The sequence below is a fragment of the Amycolatopsis sp. NPDC000009 genome, from assembly GCF_055563465.1.
In genome coordinates this window covers 239,747-265,779 of record NZ_JBVHDI010000008.1, presented here as the reverse complement: position 1 = coordinate 265,779, position 26,033 = coordinate 239,747, and the positions used below count along the sequence as shown (strand labels likewise).

Sequence of the window (26,033 nt, the reverse complement as noted above, 5' to 3'; positions counted from 1 at the left end):
ACGATCGGGCTGGCCGGCTCCATCCGGGAAACTACGTATTCGGATCTCCGATATGCGTATCGGCGCGGCGCACCACCCAGGCCGCGAGTTCGGCGCGTGAGCCGACGCCGAGCTTGGTGTAGATGTGGCTGAGGTGTGTGTCGGCGGTCCGCGGCGAGATGAACAGCTCGGCGGCGATCTGCCGATTGGTCAGCCCACGCGTGACCAGTTCGGCGACCTCGGATTCCCGCGTGCTCAGGGGGCCGTTCGACGCCCTCGCCGTCGTAGCCGCCGACCCCTCCAGCACGTAGCGCACGGCGTCCTGGTGGGAAAGGGACTTGCCGAACCGGTAGTGCTGCTTGACCTTGTCGAGGCCCAGGGTCTCGACGACCCGTGCCGCCACCTCGACGTTGTGGGCGGTGAACCTGCCGAAATGCCGCGGATCGGTGCCGATGGCCGCCCACATCGTGCTGCCGATGCCGAACAGGGTCGCCGCGCGGACCCAGTCGCCGCGGTGGGTGACCGCGCACCCGAGCGCGACCACGGTATGGGGTTCGGCCGATCGGTTGCCCAGGACCTGCTGCAAGCGGAACGATTCCAGCGCGGCCCGCTCGGAGGCGTCCGGGTCACCGTGGAGCTCCTCCGTCACGCTCAACGCCCACCAGTCCCAGGACCGCCAGTAGAGCTCGCCGGTAGCCTCCGCGGCCGCGATGCTCGCGGCGAACCGCTCCCTGGCCGTTTCGAGATCGCCGTCGAACGCGGTCGCGTGCCGGTGATGGAATTCGGCGTACGCTTCGGCCGCGGGTAGCCCATGCCGCCCGAACACCTCCCTGACCGAGCCCAACCAGTCGACGGGCTCGGTGCCGAAGTAGAGGACCGCGGTCGCCCGTATCGCTTCGGCGTATGCGGCGGTGACCTCACCGCCGGTCCGCGCGGCCAGTTCCCGGCTGATGCGCACGTCGTCCTTCGCGGCGTCGGCGTCGCCACGAAGGACGGAGTACCACGTGCGGAGCAGAAGACTTTGCGGCCACTCCGGGGTCTCGGGCGGCGCGGCGGCCATCAGCCTGTCCAGCCATCGGTGCGCTTCGTTGAGCAGTCCGCGTGCGGACCAGTACACGTCGAGCTGATTGATCATCCGCAGACCGACGACCGCCTCGTCCGGCGAGGCGGCGCACCGCTCGAGCGCGGCGCGGAGATTGGCGTGTTCGAGGGAGATCCGCCGTAGCCAGGCGACCTGGTCCGGCCCGATCCAGGCAGCCGCGTAACGAGCCGTGAGGTCGGCGCACCAATCGCGGTGCAGGCGGGCCACGCGTTCCGTTTCGCCCGTCTCGGCCAGCCGCTCGGCGCCGTATTCGCGCAGCGTCTCCAGCATGCCGTACCGGAGCTCGCCCCCGACCTCCTCCGCGGTCAGCAGGGACTTGTCGATCAGCCCGTGCACCAGGTCGAGTACGTCCTTGGCCAGGACCCCGTCGCCCGCGCAGACCCGTTCCGCGGCAGCCAGCGCGAACCCTCTGGAAAACGTCGAAGCGCGGGCCAGGACACGCTGCTCGGATTCAGAACACAGCGCGTAGCTCCAGTCGATCATCGCGCGCAGGGTCCGGTGCCGGGCCGGGCCGCCTCGGCGTCCCCGTGACAGCAAGGCCAGCGGATCGGCCAGACGGATACGGAGCTGCGACACCGACAGCACGCGAAGTCGTACCGCGGCCAGTTCGATGGCCAACGGCAGTCCGTCCAATCCGCGGCAGATCGTGGCGATGTCCCGGAAGTTCCCGTCACCGATCTCGAAGGCGGGCATTACGGCGCGCGCCCGATCGGCGAACAACCGCGGGGCTTCGTAGGCCTCCAGTTCGGCCGCGGTACTGGCCGCTTCGGCGTCCGGTACCGACAACGGAGGTACCACCAGTACCTGCTCTCCTAGGATTCCCAGGGATTGACGGCTCGTCGTGAGCACGCTCAATTCCGGGCAAGCAGCGACGAGCGCGGTGACGAAACCGGCGACGGCCTCCAGGACGTGCTCGCAGTTGTCCAACACGAGCAAGAGCCGCCGGGATCGCAGGAAGCCGGCGACCACCTCCAGCTGCGGGCGCGCGGACTGGTCGTACAACCCGAGCCGCTCGGCCACTACGTTGGGTACGAGGCCGTCGTCCTGGACCTCCGCCAGCTCGACGAGCGTCACTCCATCGGGGTATTTCCCGCCGACGGTATCGGCCACCGCCGCGGCCAGCCGCGTCTTGCCCACCCCACCCGCGCCGGTCAACGTGATCACCGGGCTGGTGTCCAGCGATGCCACGGCCTGCCTCGTCAAGCGCTCACGGCCGATGTAGCTGGTCCGATGGACCAACGATACGACTCCCCGTGATGCCGCGGGCTCCGCCGACGAATTCACCCGTTCCCTGCCTCACCAACCGGTCGGGAGCCGAGCCTAGCCCGGTCCGGGTCGTCTCCGCATATCGGAACAGGTGGCGCGAACAACCTCTCGGCGGACCGGGTTCTTCGGCCTCACCAGCAGAAGTACCACCAACAGGTCCGCGGGGCGGCGGGGGAACAGCGCCCGGCGGTGCGGGGGCTTCTTCGATCCGGACAACGGCGGCCTCGTCCGTCATGGATTCGAGGGTGACACGAGTGCCGTTCGGTGTGGTCACCGTGGCGTCGAGGGGCAGGTCGATTGGATGTGTCCTCGATCGTGTCCGGCCGGCCAAAGGGCATCACGCACGTCCGGCAGGGGGAGACTCGCTACCGGCTGGTGGGCGCGGTGACCGCGTGGTTGCACTGTCACCTCGCCGGCGACCAAACCCGGATTGCTCAGGGCCCTTACTTATTGCCTTTCTTCTGGTCAGTGCCATTGTCCGGGTAGAAGGTGTAGGGGACTGCCTGCCGAAGGGAAGACCGTGTCGAAGCGAGTCCAGGAGACTGTGGTGTCCCCTCTCGAATTGCACCTGGTCAGGGAGCGCATGGTGGCGGGTGTGGCGCACCGGATGGCCACCATGCCGGACGTCGCCCCGTACCTACGGGGTTCCTCACGTCCGGTGGCGCTCCGGCTCATCGGCGAGGTGCTCGCGCGGTGCCTCGACGCACTCGCGCCGGGTAGCGGGCTCAGCAGGGGAGGGGATGCGTTGCGCTCGCTGCCCGGCGAACCGGCCGCGGTCAGGGCCGTGATCGCCCGGGCGGTGGGCAGGCCTGCCTGGGAGCAGCTCTCCGGAGCCATCGGAACGTTCGACGCCACCTCGCATGCGGTGCGTGACGCGGCGGAGGTTCTGTTCGACTGTCTTGTCGACCTTGCCCGGCCACATTGATGACGAGCCGTCCGGAGTGGCCCGAGGTGGTCAAGGAGGTCGACCGGCCTGCCGCCTTTGTCGTGGTCGAGGGTGAACCCGGCGCCGGGCGGACGACGTTGCTCGGCAGGCTCGGCAGTCACGAGCGCCAGGACTCCATCGTGATCGAGGCGCGTTGCGCGCGACTGGCCGATCCCGTCCCGTTCGGGCCGGTACTCGAGGCCCTGAAGGCAGCTACCGTCGAGTGGGCCGCATCGGCCGCGATGCTGTCACCCCTCGCGGGCTGTCTCCGGCCACTGCTACCGGAACTCGAGGCCCTGTTGCCGCCGCCCCTGGAGCCGGCCGGTTCGCCGCGTGCGTTGGTCTTCAGGGCGTTGCGTGAACTGCTGACGCTGCACGAGCGCACCGTCCTCCTCGTCGACGACGTCCACGACGCCGACGAGGAGACGCGCGATCTCCTGCGCTATCTGGCGGCCTGCCCTTCACCACGCCTGGCTGTGGTGACCAGTTCGGTGCCAGGTCGGCGGCAACCCGTGCCCGGGGCCACCTGGTGGCCTCCCCGGTCGGGGGTGACCGCACATTTCACTCTGGAGCCGCTGGAGATCGAGCATGTCGCCGAGATGGTGGGGTCGCGTGAACTCGCCGAGCGGATCCACCGGCGGACCGGCGGAGTCGCCGGCGCGGTCGGCGCGGTAGTCAAGGCGATCGCGGAGGTCGCGGACGAGCGGTCCGCGATGAAGCTCGCGGAGTCCGTTCTCCCGTCGGCCTGGGCCACGTCGGTGGCCGCGCGGCTCGCGGAGACCTCGCCCGGCTGCGCGTCGCTCGTCGAAGCGGCGGCGGTGCTGGGGCATCCGTCGGGAAGCCGCGCGCTCGCGGAGGTGTCCGGTGTGGGCGACGACGGAATCGTCGAAGCCTTGATGTGCGCACTGGATGCCGGATTCCTGCTGGATTTGGGGCAGGACCGGTACAGAGTCCGCAGTCCGTTGCTGGCCGACACCGTGTACGAATCGATTCCGGGACCGCGTCGATGCCTGTCGCACACGCGCGCCGCCAGGCTGCTCGCCGCCGGTACGGAACCGGCCGCGGCACGGATCGCTCATCACCATCGCGAGGCGGGTGAACTGGCGGAGTGGGTCCGATGGACCTCCGTCGCCGTCGACAGCGCGATGGCGGAGGGAAGCCCGGACGACGCCGTCCGGTTGCTCGCGGCGGTAATCGAGGGCCCAGGACTACCGCGGGCGGAGAGAGAGAAGTTCGCCGTCCGGCTCAGCAGGGAGATGGTGCATGGCCTGGTCGACGAGGGCACGGTTCAGCTGCTCCGCACCGCGCTGCGCGACTGGTCGCTGACCAGGACGGCACGGGGCGAGATCCGGCTCAACCTCGGCAGGGTGCTGATCAACCAGGCCGGGCAGGTGGACGCCGGGCGTGCGGAGATCGAACTCGCACTCAGCGACCTCTCCGGCAAGCGTGCCCTGCTCGCCCGCGGCCTGGCCACGCTGGCACTACCCCATGTCGGAGCGGTGCCGGTCGAGGAGAACCTGCGCTGGCTCGACCAAGCAGAACAGGCGAGCAAGGGTATCCGCGACGTCGAGGTGCTCGCCGCGGTGGCCGCGAACCGGATGTCCAGCCGGATGCAGGTGGCCGATCCCGGAGTCTGGCAGGACGTCGGCGCCCTCCTGGCCTCGCCGTCGTCGGCGGACGTGCGACGGCAGGTCAGCCGGACCTACATCAATCTCGCCGACGCGGCCGCGTGGAACGGTCACTACCCGGTCGCCCGGACGTACCTCGCGACGGCGCGCCGCCTGATCCTGGATGAGCACCAGCCGTATCTGGAAGCTCTGGCTGACGGAGCCAGTCTCCGGATCGATGTCGCGACCGGAGCGTGGGCACAGGTGGAGACCGATGCCCGTCGCCTGGCCGACCGGGTCGGCCACGAAAGCTCGCTCGCCGCGGAACCGTTGCTCGCACTCGGCTGGCGCGATTTCGAGCTGGGGCATCGGGCGTCGGCACTGAGTAATTTCGACGCCGCTTTCGCCCTCGCCGGTGGAAGCGCGCCGCTGCAGGCGTCCGCGTTCGCCGGGCGAGTGGCGGTGCTGCTCGCGGGAAAGGATCTCGCCGCGGCATGGCGGCTCGCCGATTTCGGTTTGGACAGTCTGCGCCGTAAGAACAACTGGGTCTGGGCGGCGGAGCTGATGCCCTTGGCCGTGCGGATCATGCTCGACCGGCAGGAGGCCGGCGCCGCCCGGGAGCTTGTGGCCGAGTACCGGCAAGGCATCGCCGGTCGCGACGCACCACTGGCGCACGCCGCGGAGATACTCTGCCAGGGCTTGCTCGCCCGCGCCCGGCCAGCCGAAGCCGCCGAACTGTTCAGCCAGGCGGCCAAGGCATATCACGCCCTGCCGCGCCCTTACGCCGCCGCGGGCGCGGACGAACTCGCCGGTGAATGCCATCTTCAACTCGATGACCAGGAGCGACTCCTGGGTGCGTTCACCTCGGCCGAGACGACCTATCGTGCGCTCGGGGCCCTTGTGGACGCTCAGCGGTGCCGCCGGGTCCTGGTCCGCCGCGAGGACCCCCGCACCCCGCGGCGTGGGCGCCGAGGCTACGGCCAGGCTCTGTCACCCCGCGAGCGTGAAGTCGTGCTCCTCGCGGCGCGAAATCTCACCAACCGCCAGATCGCGGAACGGCTCTTCCTGTCGGCGCGCACGGTCGAGACCCATATCGGCCGGGCGCTGAGCAAACTCGATCTGCCTTCGCGTGCGGTGTTGAGCGAGGAATTGCTGCGCACCCGGCTCTCCCTTCCACACGACTCGACGACAGCCTGACCGCGCCGCTCAACCGATGATCGCAGAATCGGGTCCGCATTTGTGTGCTCGCGCCAATAAGTGGGTTCCCGCATCTGTTTTCGCTACTGTACCGAATATTTTTCCGCGATCGGCGTTGTAGCTGTTTTCCTGAAGAAAACCCCTGGTCAGGACTTCGCGCTATTTAATTGAGTAGCCGGTGCGGGAGGACCACTATTGTTTCCCCTGGCTTGAGATTTCACAGTTGTCGCAACGTGGTCGCGATCACGTTCGTCTCTCTCCCTGTCTTTCCCCGCTCCAGAGGAGTATGCCGATGGCTGAACGTTTCCGCACTCGAAGGGCCGCCGTGGTCGCCGGTCTCGCCCTTGCCCTTTCCGGCACCGCACTCGGACTTCCCGCCACCGCGTCGGCGGGGAGCCAAGCGATCCTGAAAGGGGGGCCTACGACGATACCCGGCGCCTACCTGGTCACTCTCAAGGCGGGACAGGCCACCACCACGAACGTCCAGGCACTGGCAGCCGGTTACGGCGGGCAGGTCACCCGCACCTACAACGCCGCACTGCGCGGTTTCGCGAGCCGGATGACCGAAGCGCAGGCCGAGCGGCTCGCCGCGGATCCCGCGGTCGCCTCGGTCGAGCCGGACGGCATCGCGTACGCGACCGACGTCCAGAACGATCCCACCTGGGGACTGGACCGGATCGACCAGAAAGATCTGCCGCTGGACAAGAAGTACGGCTACGCCAACAAGGGCGACGGTGCCACCGTCTACGTCCTCGACACCGGGACCGACTATCGGCAGAGCGAGTTCGGCGGGCGCGCGAGCAGCGGCTACGACTTCGTCGACAATGACGGCGACGCGTCGGACTGTCATGGCCACGGCACGCACGTCGCGGGCACCGTCGGCAGCACGACCTACGGCGTCGCGAAGGGCGTGAAGATCGTCGCCGTCCGTGTACTCGGCTGCAATTCCAGCGCGCCGTGGTCGACGATCGTGTCCGGTATCGACTGGGTCACCAAGAACGCCAAGAAGCCCGCGGTGCTCACGATGAGCCTCGGCGGCGGCGCGACGTCCACTGTGGACCAAGCGGTGCGGGGCGCGGTCCAGGCCGGGATCACCGTCACGGTCGCCGCGGGCAACGAGGGGCAGGACGCCTGCAACGTCTCGCCGGCTCGGACGCCGGAGGCGATCACGGTCGCGGCGAGCGACGCGCAGGACAGGCGGTCGATCTTCAACTCGTCCCAGTCGTCGAACTACGGCACCTGCACAGACCTGTTCGGACCGGGCAGCAACATCACCTCCACCCGCAATGGCGGCGGTACACAGCAGATGAGCGGTACGTCGATGGCCACCCCGCACGTCGCGGGCGCGGCGGCGCTCTACCTGACCGAGAACCCGTCGGCCACCCCGGCGCAGGTCACCAAGGCGCTTCTCGACAACACCACGCCCGGCAAGATCTCCGATGCCAAGGGATCGCCGAACAAGCTGCTGTACACCGGTTTCCTCGGCGGAGGCACGCCCAACCCGCCGTCCTGCGCGGGCGGCACCAACGGCGACGACGTCGCGATCCCGGACGCCGGTGAAGCCGTGGTCAGCACCGTGACCATCGGTTCCTGTGACGCGAAGGGAACCTCCGGCACTTCGGTGGCCGTGGCGATCAAACACCCGTACACGGGCGATCTCAAGATCGACCTCATCACGCCGAGCGGCAAGGTCGTCAACCTCGAGCAGGCGGGCGGCGCCAGCACCATCGACCTCTTCAAGACCTACACCGTCGACACCTCGGGCGAGAACCGTTCCGGCGCCTGGAAGTTGCGTGTCCAGGACGTCTACCGGTTCGACACCGGCGTACTCGACAGCTTTGCCCTGACCTTCTGATTTCCTCCCTGCTGAAAGGAAACACCGTGAGAAGGAAAAGAGTTCTCGGACTGCTGGCACTGGGTGTGGCGGCGCTGTCGATCCCCGTGGCCGGCGGAACCGCCGGGGCGGCACCCCAATCGACCGCTTCGGCGATCGCTCCCACCGATGCCGCCCCGATTCCCGACGGCGCCCACGCCCAGGGCATCGGCGGCGTGCCCGCTTCGGTGAAGGACTATCCCTTCGCCATCGCGGCACTGCGTGAAGGCGGTCCCCGGCCGAAGGGGCAGAGCTGCAGCGGTTCCGTCGTGGCGCCCCGCAAGGTGATGGTCGCGGCGCACTGCAAGGAACTGGCCGGGGAGAAGTCCGTCCTCTATGGACTCGACGATCTGGTGAGCGCCGGCGGCACGCAGCTCAAGGCCGTCGACTACAAGGTCCACCCGAAGTTCACCCAGCCCTGGTACGGCTACGACGTCGCGATCATCACCACCGACGCCGACATCCCCGTCCCCGCCGGCGGTTACGCGAAGGTCGCCACCTCCGCCGACACCGGCCTCGAGGCGCCGGGCAAGGACGGTTTCAGCCTGGGCTACGGCAAGAAGACCCACAACGACAGCCCCGCCGACGTCACGCTGCAGAAGCTGACGCTGCCGATCGTCCCCGCGAACCAGTGCACCGGGGTGGAGAACGGCGTCGACCCCAAGACGATGATCTGCGCCGGGTACTCCGACGGCCGCAAGACCGTCCTTCCCGGTGACAGCGGTGGCCCGTTCATCGTGAACGGCGTCGTCGTCGGCATCACGTCGTGGAGCCGCAGCGACTTCCGGTGGTACAGCGTCTACAGCAGGCTCAACAACGAGATGGGCGACTGGGTCAAGCAGCAGATCGGTGAGGTGCCCAGCACCGACAAGTTCACCCTCGCGGCTTCGCCCGGCTCGGTGAAGGCCGACCCCGGCAAGTACATCTCGACGTCGATCACGAGCAAGCCGGGCAAGAACGGCAGCGAGAGCGTCGCGCTCACCGCGTCCGGGCTGCCGGACGGCGCCAAGGCGACCTTCCAGCCGTCGTCCATCAACTCCGGTGACACCGCGAAACTGACGATCGAGACCGCCGCGAACACCCCGGAGAAGGACTACACGATCACCGTCTCCGGCAAGGGAACGACCGACACCGTGACCACCACGCTGACGCTGACCGTCGGGAAGGGCGGAAGCCAGCCGGGTGACCTCAAGGTGACGGTGAACCCGGCGTCGGGCACCGTTCGCGCCTCGGGATTCCTGAGCGCGATGGTTTCCGCGACCGGCGGCAGCGGCACCATCGCTCTTTCGGCCTCGGGACAGGGCCTGCCCATCGCCCCGTTCTTCACCCCGCAGAACATCTCCAGCGGCGGCAGTTCCGAGATGCGGATCTACGCCCCCTACCGGGCGGGCACCTACCCGATCACCGTCACCGCGAAAGACGGTACCGGCAAGATCTCGACCGCCACGTACACGCTCACCGTCCAGTGACCTCCCAGAATCCTGAGGTGATCATCCATGCGTAAGTTACTGCTGACTTTGGGCGCGCTGACCCCCTTGCTGGCGCTGGGCATCGGAAACGCCGTCGCGGCCGAAGCCGAAGGTGTCGTGGTGCAGGCGAAACAGCACTACGGCGACCAGTACATCGTCGTGCTGAAGGACGGTGTCGCGACCGCGCAGGCGTCGGCGTCGTCGCTGACCGAACGCTTCGGCGGCGAGGTGCGGTCCACCTGGTCCGCGGCACTGAACGGCTTCTCGGTCAAGAAGATGACCGAGAAGCAGGCGCGGCGGCTCGCGGCGGACCCGTCGGTCAAGGCCGTCTACCAGGACGGTACGGCCCGCGGCGCGGACACGCAGACGAACCCGACGTGGGGCCTGGACCGTGTCGACCAGAAAGCTCTGCCGTTGGACAAGAAGTACACCTACAACAACAAGGGTGAGGGGGTCACCGCGTACGACCTCGACAGCGGCATCAATCCCGACAACCCCGAGTACGAAGGCAGAGCCAGTCTCGGCAAGGACTTCATGGGTGGTGACGGCAAGGACTGCCACGGCCATGGCAGCCACACCGCCGGTACGATCGGCAGCAAGACCTACGGAGTGGCGAAGAAGGTCAAGATCGTCGGGCTGAAGGTGCTGGGTTGCAACAACTCCGGCCCCGATTCGGGCATCATCGACGCGGTCGACTGGGTGACGGCCAACGCGGTGAAGCCGGCCGTGGCGAACATGAGTCTCACCATGGACGCGCCAGGTGTGGGTGACGACGCGGTCAAGCGGTCCATCGCGTCGGGCGTGGTCTATGGTGTCGCGGCGGGCAACGCGTCGACCGACGCGTGCAACACGAGTCCCGCCCGGGTGCCGGAAGCCATCACGGTGAACGCCACGGACTCCAGCGACAACCGGTCCGGCTTCTCCAACTACGGTCCCTGCACGGACATCTTCGCGCCGGGTAGCAATATCACGTCGCTGAGCCCGAGCAGCGGTGGGACGGCGGGAATGAGCGGGACCTCGATGGCGACGCCGCACGTCGTCGGCGCGGCCGCGCTCTACCTGGCGGCGAACCCGTCCGCGACGCCGAAGCAGGTGCGCGACGCCTTGGTGAACAACGCTTCCGACGGGGTCGTCAAGAATCCGGGCAGCGGTTCGCTGAACAAGCTGCTGAACGTGTCGTTCATCGGGGGCGGCGGTCCGGTGCCGACGTGCGGGGCGAAGTCGAACACCACCCCGGTGGCGATTCCGGACGCCGGCGCCGCGGTGACGAGTTCGCTGACGCAGGAGGGTTGCGACGGCAGGGCGTCTTCGTCGCTGCCGGTGAAGGTCGACATCAGCCACACCTACACGGGTGACTTGGTGCTCGACCTGATCGGGCCGAGCGGCAAGGCCTACCGGCTGAAGAGTTCCGGCGGGGTCGGTTCCGCGGGCGGTGTCCACGAGACGTACACGGTCGACGCCTCCGGGGAGAACGCCAACGGCACCTGGAAGCTGAGCGCGCAGGACGTCTACAAGTTCGACACCGGTTCGATCGACGGGTTCACGGTCACCTTCTGACCGGCCACCGCGGTCACCGGCCGCGGGACGAAGCCTGGTGGGTCATCGCAAGGACGGTGGCCCACCAGGCTTTCCGCGTCGGGGCAAGGCAGTGAGGTGCTTCTGTCGACGGCGGTGCCGGATAAGCGATCGCCTGCGCCACCGACCGCGTCACCGGCGTACGAGCCCTCTCGGCCATCCAGTGGAATACGGATGGCCGGCGGGTTGTTCTCGCCTTCTGGGTATGTCGCATCCAGCATCATGGAGATGGGCGGGGGTGTCACGCGGCACGGCGCTGTTGCTCGTTGCCACGGACAGCCGGCGACCTACCCCGAAGTAGGTCGGAATTCGGTGGAGGACGTACTCATGGCGCACGACATCATCAACCCGTCCGGGCTGCACGACCCGGTGCGATTCGGCTACAGCCACATCGCCACCACAGCCGGTGAACTCGTCTTCATCGCCGGCCAGTACGCATCCGATGCCGACGGTCACGTCACGTCGGGCGACTTCACCGACCAGGTCACACAGTCGCTGGAGAACGTGAGGATCGCGCTGGAGGAGGTCGGGCTCGACTTCAGTCACGTCGTGCAGCTTCGGACGTACGTCGTCGGACATGACGCCGCCAAGCTCGAGACCATCGGTACGCTCATCGGGCGGATCTGGGGTGGGCGGCCACCCACGCAGACACTTCTCGGCGTCGCGGCGCTGGCCTTGCCGGACATGCTCTTCGAAGTGGACGCCGTCGCCGTCCGCCCATAGCCTTCACCATCAGGGCGTGTTTCCTGGATCTTGTAGGTCCTGATCTGTGCCGGACCGACATGACCTTTCCGATGAGGCGGCTTGGTGACAGGTACGCGCGGTGTAGTTGTCCGCCGATCGTGCCGGAGCTTGCCGGCACCGCCGTCGCGCCGCTCGCCGCCGCCGGCCTGCGGATGCTCACTTGAACCCACACGAACTGCCGTGAACCGCGTCGTCGTAGGAAGAACCAGTACGGGACAAGGTTCGGGGGACCATGCCCACATCTCTGGAGGGTTCTGGCGGTCTCGCGCTCCGCGGCTGGGGCGGCGGGCGCTCATCCATCGTCCGTCTTCCCCTTGCTGTCGGGTGTTCACCTGACAGAAATCGGTACCCGGCATCGGTAATCTGCTGATCCAGCGCGGCCTGTTCTCCCGGCCGGCAGATCACGAGGGGATTGTCATGAGAGTTCGTTCGAGGCTTGTCGCATGTCTTGTGTCGGCGTTCATGGTGCTCGCGCTGACGTTCGTCGGCGCGGGATCCGCGTCGGCGGACCAGTCGAAATCCATCTCCGGGAAGTCGCCCGACGGCGGCGCGAGCTTCAGCGGGACGCTGACGTGGACCGGCCGTGGCAGCTTCAAAGCCGACATCACGTTGAAGGACGCGAAGTGCGACGGGAACCCCGTCTACTTCTACTTCATCATCAACAAGGGGTGGACGAGCGAGTGGCAGGGCAAGCGGCGCGACAACAACGAGGGCTGCAACAAGACCATTACCTGGAAGGGCATCGCGGGATCTGACACCAACGGCATCTACGGTCCCACGCTGCGGGTCTGCACGGACATCCGGCCGGGGGTGGACTCCTGCAAGGAGTACGGCTACGACAACCCGTACTTCCCGTAACCGGCATCACCCGCCGATCGGCTCGGGACTCCCGGGCCGATCGGCTCGGCGGGCTACGGGTCGAACCGGTATCCCATTCCCTGAGCGGTGATGAGACGGCGGGGGCGTGAGGGATCGGCTCGAGTTTTGTGGCGATGCAGTGATCGCCACCAAGTACGAGGCGCGTGGCAAGACGGTGGAGATCATCGGGCTCAGCCGGCACAGCGCCCGTATGCACGGCAAGCTTTCCGGGGAACTCCCCGGCAGCCACTAGGGCTCAGCCAAACAGCTGGTCCAGGTGGTAGCGCAGCACGGAGTGAGCGGCTTCCGTGCTGCGCTGTCCGATCAGCACACTGGTGCCCAGCCCGTGGCTGAGGGCGAGCAGGCGCGCGGCCTCGGCGGCGACGTCGAGCTCCGGCGCCAGCAGGCCGTCGGCTTGGGCCCGCGCCAGCGCGTCCGCGAGCTGCTGATCCAGGTTGTCCACCCCGGCGACGAAGGGTTCTTCGGCGAGCTCGGGGTCGGTCATGGCCAGCACCGCGTACGAGGTGCCGACGAGGTGAAATACGCGGCTCTGCTCGTCGGTGGGCAGGGCCTCGGCGAGGAAGGCCTCGATGAAGGCCCTTGGCGAGACCGGGTCCGGTAACGCGGCCAGCCGTTGCGCCCAGCGCTGATGACTCCGCCGCTCCAGATGCCGTAACGCACCGAGCATGAGCTGCGCCTTAGTCGCGAAGTAGTACTGCACCAGCCGCAGCGAAACCCCCGACTCGGCGGCCACTGCCCGCATCGTCACCGCGTGCAGGCCGTCCCGCCCCGCGACCCGCACCAGTGCCTCGGCGATCTGCGCACGACGCTCCTCGTGGTCCACCGTCCTCGGCACCGAGTACTCCCTCCGCCAGGTGACACTTTTTATGATACGCATGTATATGGTACGTCTGTATCATAACGGGGTCGTCGAATTGGTGGTGAGGATCAGTGGGGCGGCGGGAGGCATCCGGCAGCCGGCTGCCGGCCGGCGCGACGAGTAAGGACGAGCCGGGGACTGCGGGAGGGGTCGTGCTCGCGCTGGCGTGCGCCGCGCAGTTCATGGTGGTGCTCGACATCTCGGTGGTCAACGTCGCGCTGCCCTCGATCCAGCGGGCGCTCGGCACCGACGAGGCCGGGCTGCAATGGGTGGTCAACGCCTACGCGCTGGCCTTCGCCGGGTTCCTTCTGCTCGGCGGCCGGCTCGCGGACCTCTTCGGCCGCAAGCGGATCTTCGGCATCGGACTCGTCGTGTTCTCGGGTGCCAGCCTCGTCGGGGGGCTGGCGAGCTCCGCGTCTCTGGTGATCGTGGCTCGTGCGGTGCAGGGTCTGGGTGCCGCCGTGCTCGCCCCCGCCACCCTGACCGTCCTCACCGCCACCTTCGCCGAAGGCACCGCGCGGACGCGGGCCTTGGCCACGTGGACCGCCGTGGGGATCGCGGGCGGCACGGCCGGCAACCTCGTGGGCGGCGTGCTCACCGAGTACCTGACGTGGCGGTCGATTCTGCTGATCAACGTCCCGATCGGCGCCGCCGTGATCTTCCTGGCAGCCCGCTTCCTTGGCGAGGACGATGGACGCGGGCAGGGGCGCCACCTCGACGTCGCGGGGGCGACGCTGGCCACCGCCGGTCTCACGCTGCTGACCTACGGCATCGCCCAGGCCCGCACTCATGGTTGGGGCGGGTCGGTGACGATCGTCGCCCTGGCCGCCGGTGCCGTCGCGGTGGTCCTGTTCGTGGTGGTGGAGGCGAGGTTCGCCCGTGCGCCGCTGATCCCGCTGCGCCTGTTCCGGTCGCGGGCGCTCATCGCGGGGAACATGGCGTTACTGCTGGCCGGGGGTTGCCTGAACCCGATGTGGTTCTTCCTGACCCTGTACATGCAGAAGTCCTTGCGCTACTCGCCGCTTCAGACCGGTCTGGGCTTTCTGCCGCATACCTTGGTGGCCATAGTCGTCGGTGTACGCGTGACGCCCTGGCTGATGCGCCACGTCGAGGGCCGGGTGGTGATCGTCGCCGGTGCGCTGATCGCCGCCGTGGGGTTCTGGTGGCAGAGCCGGATCACCGCGGACAGTGGCTACCTGCTCGGAATCCTGGGACCGGCGATCGTGTTCTCGGTCGGCAGCGGGCTGCTCAATACTCCGATCACCACCACGGTCACGTCCGGTATCGACGCCGCGGACGCCGGTGCCGCCTCCGGGTTGATGAACACCACCAAACAGTTCGGCGGCGCGCTCGGGCTCGCGGTGCTGGTCACCGTCGCCGGAAGCGATCTCGACACCCCGGACGCGCTGGCCGCGGACTACGGACGGGCGTTCCTGGTCATCGCGGGGCTCCTGGTGGCCGTCGCTGCGGTCGCCCTCACGCTGCCCGTAACGCGCGACGGCGAGCGTCGTCGTGCGCTGAACGACTGACCCGCCGCGGGGCCCCGACGCACGCAGGGCGTCCGTGTCATCGCGGGCGGCGCCCGGCCTCCGCAACCAGTGCCCGGAAGCCGTGTAGAAGGCTTGGCTCCCCGGCGACCACTACTCGGTCATGAAGCCGCCGATCGTCGGCAGGCTGGTGCCGTTCATCGAGAAGGCGCTCAACGACGCCACGTGGTGGACGGAGCGAGGCTCTCCTCCTAGAGAGCTTTCTTCTGTACCTTCGCGAACTCTTTCCCGGCCTTGGTGCCCCCGTCGACCAGGACGTCGATGCCGGTCAGGTAGCCGGGTGCTTCGCTCGCGCAGAACGCGAGCACGGTCGCGATCTCCTCGGGCTTGCCGAATCGCTTGATCGCTGCCGCCTTCACCAGGTCGCCCGCGCCGTGGTTCTCCTCCAGGCGCCCCATCGCGGTATCGAAGCTCCCTGGAGAGACGGAAACGACCCGCGCTCCCCGTTCGCCGAACTCGGCCGCGAGGTAACGGCTGTACCAGTGGACGAAGTTCTTGCTGATCGCGTAGGCCAGTCCGGGTTTCAGCTTCCGGCCGACGAACCTCGCGCGACTGACGATCGCCTTCTCGAAGTCGTCAGGTCGTTGCTCGGCGAGGCGGAATGCACTGCGCGGGATCAGGATCTTGGGAACACTGTGTCCGGCGGTCGATGCCACATTGACGAGCGCGTCACCGTCCGCGGCCCGCGCGAGGAAGGCTTGCGCGATGTTGACGGTGCCGGTCGCGTTGATGCGGGCAATGCGCTCCGCCGTACCCATGTGCGGACTGATTCCAGCGGCGTGGACCACTGCGCGAACGTGACCTCCTTCAGACTCCGCGCGCTGGAACACTCGCTCGACGGACTCCTTGTCGGTGATGTCGCACACCACTCCGATTGCTTCGACGTCGGCCACAGCCAGCTCGCGCACCGCATCGTCGAGGCGCGTCCGATCGAGGTCTGCCAGCACGATTCGGTGGTGGTGACCCATGAGCCTTGCCGTTGCCAGCCCCATGCCGCCGGTCCCGCCGGTGATGACCACAGTGGGGTGTGTAGTCGACATGTTTGGTCCTTGTCGTTGAGATCGGAGCCCGAGCGAGGCCACGGCTCAGGGTGACCACGACGGTCCTGACGCCTGCCTCGATCAACGGAAGACAACCGTGTCCCGCATTCTTGTCCATCTTCGACATCGCGGACCAGTCAATCGTGTGAAGCTACCCGATCAGGGCGGTCGCAAAAGGACGGAAAGCGCGGCGGCCAGGCCACCGGGCCCGGCGCCGGCGACCCGGCCGCGCTGGGCGGGACACCGGGATTCGTGACGGCCTTCGGTGCGGAACGGCCGCGACCTTGATTCGGGTCGCGGCCGTCATCGCACTTGCTCCTCACGAAGCGTTGTCTTCGATCAGTAGGGGTGGACGGTCCATCGCTGGTGTGCCTGACCGCTGTCCACCTGCTGGACGACGGCGGTGGCGTTGGGGTTCGCGCCACCCGCGGCTTCGACGATCTTCGCCGAATGCACGCTGCGTAGGGCGACCGAGCCGTCAGCGGTGGTGGTGAACTCCCACTGCTGCGTCGTCCCGTTGTGGCACTGGTACTGGACGATCGAGTTGCCGTTGTGCAGTTCGCCGTATCGCAGGTCGAGGCACTTGCCCGAGTGGCGGTTCTTAAGGACGTAGACGTTGTTGCCGAGATGGGTCACGTCCCAAAGTTGCTTGACGCCGCCGACGCAGTCCCACAGCTCCATGCCGGCGAGGTCGTTCAACGCGCCTTCCCCGATGAGACCGGCCGTCTGGATACAGCGACCCGACTTGGCTCCCCTGAGGTCGACCGTCTTGTGGGGGACCGCGGCGACCCGGTAGGCGACGGTTCCGCCGTTCTCGTTGCTCCAGTCGATCCGGCCGTTCTGGAACACACTGCGCTTGCCCATGGGGAGGCCGGTCTCGTCGGACTTCGGGTAGCCGAGGTAAGAACGCTCGGCCCCCATCGATTTGTACTTCACACTGATGCTCCCGTAGACCAGGCGTGCGCCGGTGCTGGGATGCCAGTAGATCGAGCCCGAACCGGTGGCGAAGTCGACGACCTTGCCCACACCGTCCGAAGTGGACCGGATATCGCTCGTCGGATGCCCGAGGGCGCCGGCTTCGTAACCGTGCTCGGCGAACTTCCGGTGGATGTCACCGTTGATCGCGACGGTTCCGTTACGGGTGATGTAGACCGAGCCCGAGGTGAAGCGCTGCATGGGGCTGCCGTCCGGGCCGTAGGTGCCGGCGTCCGCCGCGGGATAGCCCATGCCCGCCTCGAAGCCCATGGCGGCGAACTTCCGGTGGATCTCACCCTTGACCTGCCGGATCGCGCTACCGGGCACGTAGTAGATGGTGCCCGCGACGAACCGGCTGTAGCGGACGTTCGTGCCACTGACGGTGCCCTCGTCGGAGAGCGGGTAGCCGTAGGGGCCCGTTTCCCCGCCCGAATTCGCCCAGATCTCCCCGATCAGGCCGAAGACGATGTGGACACCCGTCGACGCGCTCCACACGATGTGGAGGTTCGGCCCGCCCATCGTGGGTTTGACGACCCGCAGGACCTGGCCGTTGCCGTCCTTGGTGGGCACCTGGTCGGTCATCGCGCCGCCGACGCCGGCGGGCCCGCCGAGTGCGAGGAGCTTGTCGAGGACCGGTCCGTTGTAGACCGCCTGCACCGCGAAGCGCTGAGTGGTCCCGTCGTTGCCGGCGGTGAGGTAGAGCCTGCCCCGTTCGTACAACCGGTGGCCGAGGCCGACTCCGTTGGAAGTCCCTTCGGGAACGAAGTCGCCGACGGGCTTGCCGAGCTTGTCGCGCAGCGGCTGCTCCGCGGCGTAGCGCCGGTCGATCGGGTGCGGGGCCAGCGGAGCCTCGGCGTGCCACTTCGTCGCGATCGCGTAGGAGTCGTCATCGATCGCGCCGGTGACGAACAGGTACTTGCCGGAACTGCGCGAAGGGCGGATGGAGACGCTGGAGGCGTCACCCCGCACACACCAGGTCGCGTCACCCTTGAAGGCGTTGGAGCCGTCGGTCGGGTCGACGTAGGCCCGCACACGTTGCGACTGCGGAGGGATCATCGCCGTGCCGGCCGCGGAAGACGCTCCCGAACGCCAGCGCAGGTAGTGGTTGGGGCGGCTGACCGACTGGAACGAGAAGCACTCGGGATTGCTCAGCCCCGGCTCGATCCTCCACCGCGCCTCCGGGCGGTCGCCCGGCTGCCACTGTTCGAGCACCACGTCGCCGTTGCGGTCGGTCAGGTAGACGTCGACACCGCTGTACGCGTCGACCCGCAAGGTCTGGACCAGGTTCTCGTATTGGCCGGTGCGAAGGAACTTCTCGCGATCGCTGCGCTTGGCGGCGAGCGCCGCGTCCGCGGCGGCGACCAGCGCCGGCCGGATCAGCTGGTTCGCCGCGCGCGTGCGCAGTTCGGTGATCAGGCGGATGTACTCCTGATCGCGCTTGTTGAGCTCGTTGACGATGTCCCGCAGGTGCGCTTCCTCGGCGCCCTGGTTGATGAAGAAGGCCCAGTCGGCGGGGTCGAGGCTGCCGACGGCGTCTTCGGCGGCGCCGTGGACCTCGGTGTCGCGGGGCACCGACTTCCAGATTTCGACGACGAAATCCCGGTCCTTCAGGTTGACCAGGTACTCCAGCCGCGCCGGAGGGACGGATCCCAGCGTGTGCGACACGGCGTTCGCCTTGGCGGCCTTCGCCCGTTCAGCGGCCTTGGCCGCTTCGTCCTTGGTCGCGTCGTCCTGGATGACCCGGTCCACGTCCTTCTTGTGCTCGGCGAAGAGCACAACCGTCAGGAAGCGCCACTGATCGTCCGCGGTACCCCGCAGCGCCGTGCGGGCGGCCTCCTTGACGGCCATGTCCTTGTAGCCGTCGGCGTTGAGTTCCAAGTGGACGATGAAGTCGAAGATCGATTTCGCCAGGACGGTGTTGTCCACCGGGATGCTGAGGGTCGAAGCGGCCAGCGCCTTGGCGGCGCGTTCCTGCTCCTGCTGCTGACGGCGGTCGGTGACGATCTTCTCGTCTTCCCGGTGCGCGTCGTGGATCCCGACCTTGATCCATTGCGTGGACGCCGCCTCGCCGTCGGCGGCGAGCGCGGCGATGGCCGTCTCCTTGAGCTTCTGGTGCTCGGGTTCGAGCGGATGCTGCTTGTCGATGTCGTCGGCCGCGTAGTACATCGCGGCGACGAAGCCCCGGTCGCTGAGGACCAGGAGATCGGGTCCGGCCACGATCTTCAGGACGGCGGCGGCATTGCCCTTGTCGATGTCCGTGGACTGCGCGGCGGCCGCCGGCGCCGACGGCGGGGCGGCGAAGGCTGTGACGGGTGTCGCGACGCCCGCCGTCGTCGCGACGATCGCGGTGGCGATGATCAATCTCTTGAAAACCCCTCTTCGCCGTGCCGATGGCACGCCGGAGGGACCCCAGTATCCGTTCAAGACATCCTCTCCTTGGATGTAACGCGCGAGACCGTCATTCGGTCTCCATCGCGAGTTCGAATAGGAGACCAGTTAATGGCGAAAAAAAGACTGCGACTGTGATGTGGATCACGTCCTTTACGGGTGTTGTGTCCTTGTGCCATAGTCGTCCTCAGGCGTGCGCGAGCACGCAATTCTGGGGTCTGGGGTTCTGGGGATGAGACTTCGTGCACTGTTCGGCGCCCTCGTGGTGTCGATCATCGGGATCGGCGCAAATGTCGCTACGGCGAATGGAGTAACGGAAACGGCCATTGGTTCGAGTGTTCCCGGTATCGAGAATTCGATTTACTATCCGATCGTCCGCCAGAACGCGTTGTACCACTCGGAGGATCTGGTCAGGGTGGCGGCGTGGCAGGCGCTGCGGTCGGACGAGGGCGAGCCGGCGCTGCGGGCGTTCGTCCGGACGGGGTTCTTCGAGGCCAGGAAGCGGGCCGAGGGATACCACGCGCGGAACAAGGAGTTCGCGCGGCGGGTCATGACCAACTACAGCGCGCAGTATTCGCCGAACGTGCACGCCGAGGCCACGGCGGCGTACAAGGGCAGTGCCGCGCAGCAGGAGCAGTTCTTCCGGACGGGTTTCGCGGCGGCGAAGGCGCTCGACGACGCCGCTCGTGAGGCCGATGAGCAGCACAAACAGCAGATTCTCGACCAGGATCGCGCGTTCGTTCGGTTGCTGGCGGAGTTCGATCCGGGTGAGCAGGTGCGCCTGGCCGCCCAGCACGCCTTGCGGGCCGGGGGCACGGACAGTCATCTTCGGGCGTTCTTCGCCTCCGAGTGGATGGCCGCGGCCGCGACGGATGTCGAGGTCTACCGGATCCGCACGCAGGAGGCGGGTGTCCGCTTCTACGCCTTGATCCCGCAGCTGATCGCGGACGCGGAGGAAGCCGAGCGGGAGGCTCTCGCGGCCGAGGGTGCCGCGGCGGAGCAAGCCCGCGCGGTCGCCGCCCGGGCATGGGCCACGACCAGGGAAAAAGCCGACGAAGCCCGCGCGGTCTGGGAGAACGAAGCGCTGGCCTGCGCCGAGCAGGCCCGGTACTGGCGGACGGTGATCGACCGGGCGAACGCCAGTGTCGACCCGGTCTGGTCGATGATCGCCACCAGGGCGGACAAGAATCGTGCCAACTGGGCCGCCGACGGCACGTTCGCCGACGGGCAGACCCAGTACTGGGCGAGTGTCGAAAAGCATGCGAAAGAGCATCGAGACCAAATGTCGCCCGCGGGCTGAGCTCAGCCGGGCATCTCTTTTCAAGCACTGAAGGCCTTTTCTTTCGAGTAAATTCGAAAAAGGCTCCGGTGTGCTCGATTCAACGCCGAGACGGGTAATCGACGGTCGACGGGGCGGGGTGGCGGGCAGCTGCACCCGTCCCGTTTTCTCCGGTGCCCGGAAACCCTCCCGGGATTCTTCTCGTGCGCGATTAACGAAATCTTTCCGCTACTGGGGAGTGGTGTGCCATGAAAAGGAAGACGCGACGCGCCAGACGGGGGCCACTCGCCTCCGGATGGTGCCGCGGCGCGGTCGTGCTGACCGTGACCACGGCCTTGGTCATCTCGGGCGCGGGGTTGGAACTCGCCGCCGCCGCGCCCGCCGTCCCGGTGGTGGTGGCCGCGCAGCAGGCGCCCGCCACACCGCCGGGCGCGGCGACGCCCGCCCCGGCGACGGCGACGATCGATCCTGAAGAGGAGGCGCTGCTGCGGCAGTTGCAGCTGGATCTGCTCGCCGACATCGCGGCGCTGGACGAGCATGAGGAAGTCCGCGTGGCGGCGCGGGAAGCCTTGAAGAAGGCCGAAGCCGGCGACGACGCGGCCATCACGACGTTCTTCGAGCGTGGGCACCAGGAAGCCAAGGCACGGGCGGAACGCCGTAAGCAGGAAGCCGACGACCGCAACCGCGCGGTGATCCAGTCCCTCGCGGGCACCGGCGGCCCGGCGTTCAACGCCGCCGTCGACCGCGCGCTGCGGGGCAACGCCTACGACCGCGAGAACTTCCTGGCCTTCGGGCGGGACATCGCCACGGAACAGGATCGCCGTTCCGGCGCCTACGAGAAGGAGATCCGGGACCGGCGGCGCGCCCACGTGCAGATCGCCGCGGACCGGGGGACACCCGAGGTCTCCGCCGCCGCGAAGGCCGCGCTGGCCCAGGGCGATGCCGCGATCGAGGAATATCTCAAGACGGGGTACCTGGCCGCCGCCAAACGCGACGCGGAGGCCCGTGAGAGCCGGCTCGCCGAACTCGAACGACAGCGCAAGGAAGCCGAAGCGAACTCGGAACTGGCGCAACGGATCGCGCGGGTCATGCGGGCGCGGCAGAACCTGCTCTCCGCGCACGTGAGCGGCGTCCAAGCGCTGGAGCGGACCGCCAACGACATGACACTGGCGGCCAACGCGTCCCGGGAGGCCGCGCGGGCGCTGGCCGCCGATCAGGCGGGGAACAGCTATCACCCCGAGCTGTACCAGCGGGCGAAGGACGACGCCGCCCGGTTCGTCCGGGACGCGCGGACCGATGCTCAGCAGGCCCAGTCGGCGGCCGCGCTGGCGAGCGCTCAGGTGGACATCCTCGTGCAGAACCAGATGCCGCACGGCACCCAGTGGGCGAAGGTCGTCCAAGGCATGGCGGCCGCCGCGAACGCCGCGAAGCAGGCCGCCGAAACCGCGGCGCACGCGATCGACGCGATCGCCGCCGACGCCGCGGCCACCGACGCGGCGGAGAAGGCCAGGGCCAGGGAAGAGAACGCCCGCCGCTGGCGGGCCAACGCGCAGTCCCACGCCGACGCGGCGGAGCGCCTGGCCACGGCCGCCGGTGAACAGGCCGCGGCGGCCGCTCAAGCGGCGGCACAGGCACAGCAGGCGAAGACCGACGCGGAAACCGCGCTGCAGAACGCCAAGGCACACGCCGCGAAGGTCAAGCAGGCACGTGCGGACGCCGAGCGGGAACGCGATATCGCCGACGCCAAGCGGCGTGAAGCCGAACAGTGGCGTGGTCAGGCGGCTCTCAAGAGGCAGGAGGCCGAGGCCAAGCAGCGGGAAGCCGCGAGCGAGCGGGACAAGGCCAAACGCGAGGCGGGTATCGCCCAGCAGAAGCGGCAGGAGGCCGAATCACAGCAGCGGATCGCCTCCGAGAAGCGCGTCGCCGCCCAAGGACAGGAACAGATCGCCGCCGACGCCGCCAAGGAGGCCCGGCGTCAAGAACAGATCGCGGCGGGCATCGACCAGAACGCCGGTGTCGAGGAGGGCAAGGCCCACCAGGCTCGGGAGGACGCCGCACGGGTGCGGCAGTCGGCCGAGACGACCGCGAAGAAGGCCCAGGCGCTCGAACAGCTGGCCGCGCGGGCGGAAGCGTCGTCGGAGATCCTCCAAGAGGAAAAGGAAAAGGTGCGGGCCGCGGCGACTCAGGCCCGGGCCGAGGCGAACACGGCGAGGGACGCCGCGCAGGCGGCCGACGGCCTCGCCACCCAGGCCGGCCAGGCGGCGGCGTCGGCTCGTGCGGCGGCGACGGAGTCACAGGCCGCCGCGGGCCGGTCGCGGGCGCACGCGGATCGAGCGCAGGCGGCGGCGTCGCAGGCGCGGGCGGCGGCCAGGGAAGCCGAAGTCGCGGCGGAGAAGTCCCGTACGGCGGCGAACGAAGCGGAAGCCGCGGCAGCCCGCGCCAACGAGGCGGCGGCGCGCGCCGAGCGGGAAGCCTCCGCCGTCCACGCGGAGGCGATGAAGGCCCGTGCGTCGGCGGAGGAGGCGACGGCCGCGGAATCGCGTGCCGCCGAGAACGCCCGCAACGCGGCGAACCTGGCGCAGGAGGCCGCGGTGCACTCGGAGCACGCGCTCACCGCCGCGCATCGAACCCAGGAGGAGGCCAACGCCGCCGCGGCGGAGGCCGCCACCGCGGCCACCCAGGCGGGGATCGCGACCCGCGCGGCGGTCGCGGCGGGACTGTCGGGGGCCGGGATCGCCGCCCCGGCCGACCAGGCGATCAACCTGGTCAGCCCGTTCACCGGCGACGACCTGGACGCGGACTTCGTGCTCATGGTGGCGAACCGGGCGAAGGACGTCGGCGACACCCAGGTCCGGGCCGCACAGTCCGCCGCGGCCGATGCCGCCGCGCAGGCGAGCCGGGCCGCCGAGGCGGCCAGGAACGCCGGGGTCGAGGTGAAGCCGGCGTTCGAGGCCGCGGCGGCGGCCGCCACTTCGGCGGCCAACGCGGCGAATTCGGCGGCGGCGGCCCAGCAGTCCGCGGCCGCCGCGGCGGTGGCCGCGGCCGCGGCAAGGAAGGCATCGGCCGAGGCGGGTGCCGTCGACGCCGAGGCACAGGCCGACGCCAAGGCCTCACGTGCGGCTGCCGATCAGGCGGCGGCCGACGCCGCGTTGGCGGGACGGGCGGCCGACCAGGCGGCGGCCGACGCCGTCGCGGCGAGGAAGGCCGCCGACGACGCGACCCGCGCGGCGAACGAAGCCACCGCCGCCGCCACCCGGGCACAGCAGGACGCGGTCGCCGCTCAGCAAGCGGCGGAGCAGGCCCAGCGTGACGCGGACGCCGCTCGCGAGTCCGCGAACCGGGCAGCGGATCACGCCCGGGACGCCGATTCCGCGGCCACGAACGCGGAGAAGTACGCGAAGAACGTGGAGGACCGGGCGGCGAACGCGGCGGCGGACGCCAAGGCGATCCAGGACCAGCTGGCCGAGATGCAGGAATTGCTCCGCCAGGAGGAAGAAGCACGCGAACGCGCCGAGGCCGAACAGGCCATCACCGACGACAGCGAGGTTCCCGCGCTGACGCCGGAGGAAGAGCAACTGCTGCGCACGGAGAAGGGGCAAGCGGGTGTCGACGAGTACAACCGTGCCCGTGCCGACGCGAACAGGGGCCTCATGGACCTCATCGTCGACGAAGGCGGCCAGGTCATCCTCGACCTGATCGGCTACACCGACGCGAAGCGGTGCTTCATGGAAGGCGACTTCATCTCCTGCGTGATGACCGTGATCAACGCGCTGCCGATCCTCAAGATCGCGTCGGTGCTGCGGAAGATCCCGGACGCGGTCGGGGCGACCGTGCGCATCGTGAAGGGCATCCGCACCTTCAAGGACGTGAAGATGCTCGGCCGCCGCATCACCGACAACCTGCGTGACCTGATCAGGCAGCTCAAGGGATGCAAGAACCCCGCCGCGGCGGCAGCGGCGGCACCGCCCGCCTGCCAGGTCGTGGACAGGGAAGCACTGCGCAAGAAGGTGGAGGACGAACACAAGAAGCAGCCCGCGGTCAGTCCTCAACCAGGACAGCGGCTCAGCACCATCGCCCGGCAGCGGGAGGTGGAGGGCTGTTTCAAGAGCGTGATCCCGGCGAACATCTCCTTCAACTACCCCATGGAGGACTTCACCTGGCTCGGCAACGACGCCAAACGCGCCACGGGAGGCATCGTCTGCGTCAACCAGACGGCGAAACGATCGGGAGAACCGGCGGCGCCCGTCGGACACCCCGACACCTCGCCGCCGAAGCTGAACGGCACGGCTGTCCACAAGGGACACCTGGTGCCCGCCAGGCTCCACGGTTCCATGCTGGTGGACAACATCGTGACCCAGTGGTCGAAGGTCAACCTCTCCGACGTCAAGAAGGTGGAGAACGCGGTGGGGGACATGCTGGACCGGTATCCCAGTCAAGACGTCTCGGTCATCTACGAGGTCCACGTGCAGTACGCGACCAAGACCGCCGCGATGCCGAGGTGGATCTTCATCGAGGCGATCGCTTCGAACGGCGCGAAGTGCTTCGCGAAGATCGAGAACATTCCCACCGGTAACCTCGTCAAGGAAACCTGTCCCGCCTTCCGGACGGCCTGACGATCAAGAGAACGGAGGACGGACGTGCCGAAACGGTCGTACGTCGACGAAATCTGCGAGCTCGTCGGATGGCGGCCCGGGGACTTCGTGCCCGGGACGGACTGGACCACCGTCGAACGCGAACTGGGGACACCGCTCCCCGGCGACTACAAGGAACTGCTGACCCGCTTTCCCTCCGGAGGATTCCGCGGCGTCGTCTCCTTCTCGAATCCCGCCGAAAGTGTCGATGCGTGCGCGAACGTCAAGAACGAGAACGCCGAACTGCTCGAGATCTTCGGCGACGAGGATCTCGAATACCTGCGGGGTGTCCCGTACCGGCTCTTCCCGGAGCCGGGCGGGATCTACCCATGGGGGACCAACGGCGCGGGGGGATCGTTCTGGTGGGTTCCCGGCCCGGCGGATCCGGACGAGTGGGCGGTCGCCTACAACGACCGGGACTCCTGGCACGAGGAGCATTCCGGGCCGATGACGAAGGTCCTCTTGGAGCTGCTGGTGAGTACCGGTGAGGACAACATCCTCGGCTGGGACATGGCGGGTAAACCGGTCGACTTCGACGGCTACTGGGCGGACCGGTACGTCTCCTATCCCGCCTGAGCGGGCCGGGGGGGGGGGGGGGGCCCCCCCCCCCCCCCCCGCCAGGGGGGGGGGGGGGCCCCCCCGCCAAAACCGTGGACAACGTGGATCCCCCCGGCCCCCCCCGCCACCGGCCGGGCGGG

At 68.4% G+C, this 26,033-nt stretch carries 15 protein-coding genes; 11 read left to right on the top strand and 4 right to left on the bottom strand.

Annotation, left to right across the window (positions count from 1 at the left end):
* Positions 1-31 precede the first annotated feature (31 nt).
* Positions 32-2,269 (bottom strand): ATP-binding protein, encoded by a 2,238-nt coding sequence (locus ACZ3HL_RS23120; RefSeq protein ID WP_465533547.1) that lies wholly within the window; start codon positions 2,267-2,269, stop codon positions 32-34.
* A gap of 625 nt (positions 2,270-2,894) precedes the next feature.
* Between ACZ3HL_RS23120 and ACZ3HL_RS23115 the strand changes: the two genes are divergently transcribed.
* The 7 genes from ACZ3HL_RS23115 (at position 2,895) to ACZ3HL_RS23085 (ending at position 12,595) form a co-directional block, all read left to right on the top strand.
* Complete coding sequence (locus tag ACZ3HL_RS23115) at positions 2,895-3,272, top strand: hypothetical protein (protein WP_465533545.1); 378 nt, start codon at positions 2,895-2,897, stop codon at positions 3,270-3,272.
* The gene (locus ACZ3HL_RS23110) at positions 3,272-6,076 is read left to right on the top strand and encodes an AAA family ATPase (RefSeq protein ID WP_465533543.1); all 2,805 of its coding nucleotides are present in this window, start codon (positions 3,272-3,274) and stop codon (positions 6,074-6,076) included. Before ACZ3HL_RS23115 ends, ACZ3HL_RS23110 begins: the two co-directional genes overlap by 1 nt.
* A 292-nt stretch (positions 6,077-6,368) precedes the next feature.
* A complete protein-coding gene (locus tag ACZ3HL_RS23105) occupies positions 6,369-7,931 on the top strand; it encodes a S8 family peptidase (protein WP_465533541.1) in 1,563 nt (520 codons plus the stop codon).
* Positions 7,932-7,957: 26 nt separating this feature from the next.
* Positions 7,958-9,418 carry a trypsin-like serine protease gene (locus ACZ3HL_RS23100; protein WP_465533539.1) on the top strand — a complete coding sequence of 487 codons (1,461 nt, stop codon included), beginning with the start codon at positions 7,958-7,960 and terminating at the stop codon, positions 9,416-9,418.
* A 27-nt stretch (positions 9,419-9,445) separates the two neighbouring features.
* Positions 9,446-10,975 carry a S8 family peptidase gene (locus ACZ3HL_RS23095; protein ID WP_465533537.1) on the top strand — a complete coding sequence of 510 codons (1,530 nt, stop codon included), beginning with the start codon at positions 9,446-9,448 and terminating at the stop codon, positions 10,973-10,975.
* Between the two features lie 345 nt (positions 10,976-11,320).
* Entirely contained in the window at positions 11,321-11,716 is a 396-nt protein-coding gene (locus ACZ3HL_RS23090) for a RidA family protein (protein ID WP_465412583.1), read from the top strand.
* A 438-nt stretch (positions 11,717-12,154) separates the two neighbouring features.
* The gene (locus tag ACZ3HL_RS23085; protein WP_465533535.1) at positions 12,155-12,595 is read left to right on the top strand and encodes a hypothetical protein; all 441 of its coding nucleotides are present in this window, start codon (positions 12,155-12,157) and stop codon (positions 12,593-12,595) included.
* Positions 12,596-12,851: 256 nt separating this feature from the next.
* On the opposite strand, the gene ACZ3HL_RS23080 is transcribed toward ACZ3HL_RS23085, so the two are convergent.
* Positions 12,852-13,451: a TetR/AcrR family transcriptional regulator gene (locus ACZ3HL_RS23080; RefSeq protein ID WP_465412585.1), complete on the bottom strand. Its 600-nt coding sequence runs from the start codon at positions 13,449-13,451 to the stop codon at positions 12,852-12,854.
* Between the two features lie 176 nt (positions 13,452-13,627).
* Between ACZ3HL_RS23080 and ACZ3HL_RS23075 the strand changes: the two genes are divergently transcribed.
* Complete coding sequence (locus tag ACZ3HL_RS23075; protein ID WP_465533533.1) at positions 13,628-15,004, top strand: MFS transporter; 1,377 nt, start codon at positions 13,628-13,630, stop codon at positions 15,002-15,004.
* 209 nt (positions 15,005-15,213) lie between these two features.
* On the opposite strand, the gene ACZ3HL_RS23070 is transcribed toward ACZ3HL_RS23075, so the two are convergent.
* The gene (locus ACZ3HL_RS23070) at positions 15,214-16,041 is read right to left on the bottom strand and encodes an SDR family NAD(P)-dependent oxidoreductase (protein WP_465533531.1); all 828 of its coding nucleotides are present in this window, start codon (positions 16,039-16,041) and stop codon (positions 15,214-15,216) included.
* A gap of 360 nt (positions 16,042-16,401) precedes the next feature.
* A complete protein-coding gene (locus ACZ3HL_RS23065; protein ID WP_465533529.1) occupies positions 16,402-19,398 on the bottom strand; it encodes an RICIN domain-containing protein in 2,997 nt (998 codons plus the stop codon).
* 259 nt (positions 19,399-19,657) lie between these two features.
* On the opposite strand from ACZ3HL_RS23065, the gene ACZ3HL_RS23060 reads away from it, so the two are divergent.
* From ACZ3HL_RS23060 to ACZ3HL_RS23050, 3 genes are all read left to right on the top strand, one after another.
* Positions 19,658-20,725, top strand: coding sequence for a hypothetical protein (locus ACZ3HL_RS23060; protein ID WP_465533527.1), 1,068 nt, complete (start codon positions 19,658-19,660; stop codon positions 20,723-20,725).
* A 227-nt stretch (positions 20,726-20,952) separates the two neighbouring features.
* The gene (locus ACZ3HL_RS23055; protein WP_465533525.1) at positions 20,953-25,317 is read left to right on the top strand and encodes a DNA/RNA non-specific endonuclease; all 4,365 of its coding nucleotides are present in this window, start codon (positions 20,953-20,955) and stop codon (positions 25,315-25,317) included.
* Positions 25,318-25,341: 24 nt separating this feature from the next.
* Complete coding sequence (locus tag ACZ3HL_RS23050) at positions 25,342-25,911, top strand: SMI1/KNR4 family protein (protein ID WP_465533523.1); 570 nt, start codon at positions 25,342-25,344, stop codon at positions 25,909-25,911.
* The last annotated feature ends 122 nt before the right edge of the window (positions 25,912-26,033 follow it).

What these genes read in the sequence shown, in the direction of transcription:
- ACZ3HL_RS23110 (WP_465533543.1), top strand. Translation starts at nt 3,272, where the DNA reads ATGACGAGCCGTCCGGAGTGGCCCGAGGTGGTCAAGGAGGTCGACCGG.
- ACZ3HL_RS23060 (WP_465533527.1), top strand. Translation starts at nt 19,658, where the DNA reads ATGAGACTTCGTGCACTGTTCGGCGCCCTCGTGGTGTCGATCATCGGG.
- ACZ3HL_RS23085 (WP_465533535.1), top strand. Translation starts at nt 12,155, where the DNA reads ATGAGAGTTCGTTCGAGGCTTGTCGCATGTCTTGTGTCGGCGTTCATG.
- ACZ3HL_RS23095 (WP_465533537.1), top strand. Translation starts at nt 9,446, where the DNA reads ATGCGTAAGTTACTGCTGACTTTGGGCGCGCTGACCCCCTTGCTGGCG.
- ACZ3HL_RS23105 (WP_465533541.1), top strand. Translation starts at nt 6,369, where the DNA reads ATGGCTGAACGTTTCCGCACTCGAAGGGCCGCCGTGGTCGCCGGTCTC.
- ACZ3HL_RS23090 (WP_465412583.1), top strand. Translation starts at nt 11,321, where the DNA reads ATGGCGCACGACATCATCAACCCGTCCGGGCTGCACGACCCGGTGCGA.
- ACZ3HL_RS23055 (WP_465533525.1), top strand. Translation starts at nt 20,953, where the DNA reads ATGAAAAGGAAGACGCGACGCGCCAGACGGGGGCCACTCGCCTCCGGA.